The following is a 989-nucleotide window of genomic DNA, read 5'->3' on the forward strand; positions in this document are numbered from 1 at the left end:
GTCCCGCCGGTGGACCGGGTGTACTGCCCGGACCGGGCGGTCGCCGAGCTCGGCTGGACCCCGGTCTGGGACGTCGACGCCGTCGTCGCGCGGGTGCGTGACGGCGGGCCGCCGCGCAGCCCGCTGGCCGACGCCGTCGGGGCGAAGGGGTACCACGATTCCCCGACCGGGGTGTACACCCGGTGATTTCACCTCGCCGGACCGGGTGACTGTAGGTCGTCAGGGCTAACGCCGTGGGTACGACCGGCGGTAGAGGTGACACAGCACGTGTCGCCGACCGTGACGCCGTACCCCGGAGGTCCTGCCATGACCGGCCCGCAGCACCGACCCAGCCCCGGCCCGCGCGGTGCCGACGCCGACCGCGCCCGGCCGTCGCCGCGACCGCGGCACGGGTTCGACGACCACGAGTTCCCCGAGGACTCCTACCAGGGCGGCTACCCGGACCTGCGGCCGTCGCGGCCGGTGGAGCGGGCGACGCCCACCGACCCGGAGGGCTTCGGCGAGCTGTACGGCGGGACCGGTCCGCAGCCGACCGTGGGGCGGGGCGGGTACGCCGCACCGATGCGCTACGAGGGCTACGGCGCCCCCGTGCCGGCCGGCGGGTCGCAGCCGGGCGGCGACGACCCCGACGACGGCGGGTACGGCCCGTACGGCCGGGCCGCGCACCGCCAGTCCGAGGAGCCGGTCACCCCGACCCGGGCCGCCTACGGCGAGTACGGCGACCCCGGGTCCCGCGGCGGGACCGCGATCGACGGCGGCCCGCCCTACCCCGGCCCCACCGGCTCCGGGTACGGGCGCACGCGGGCCCCGGAGGAGGACGAGCCGGTCCGCCCGGCCGTCCCGTACGACGACCCGGACCACGTCGCGGACCACGAGGACCTGCCCCGGGACGAGGTCGTCGGGGCCGGGCCGCTCGCCGCCGCCACGTCCGGCCACGACTCCGGCGACGACCGGGCCGGGCACGAACGGCCCGGGTACGGCGAGGGCGG

Annotated in this window: 2 pseudogenes; both read left to right on the top strand. The window is 78.5% G+C overall.

Going from position 1 to position 989, the window contains the following annotated elements:
• Positions 1-186 (top strand): annotated as a pseudogene (locus tag GTW08_RS06175) (NAD(P)-dependent oxidoreductase); the annotation flags it as partial.
• A gap of 120 nt (positions 187-306) precedes the next feature.
• Positions 307-989 (top strand): annotated as a pseudogene (locus GTW08_RS06180) (hypothetical protein); the annotation flags it as partial.

The sequence above is a fragment of the Pseudonocardia sp. SID8383 genome, assembly GCF_009864975.1.
GTDB classification, from domain to species: domain Bacteria; phylum Actinomycetota; class Actinomycetes; order Mycobacteriales; family Pseudonocardiaceae; genus Pseudonocardia; species Pseudonocardia alni.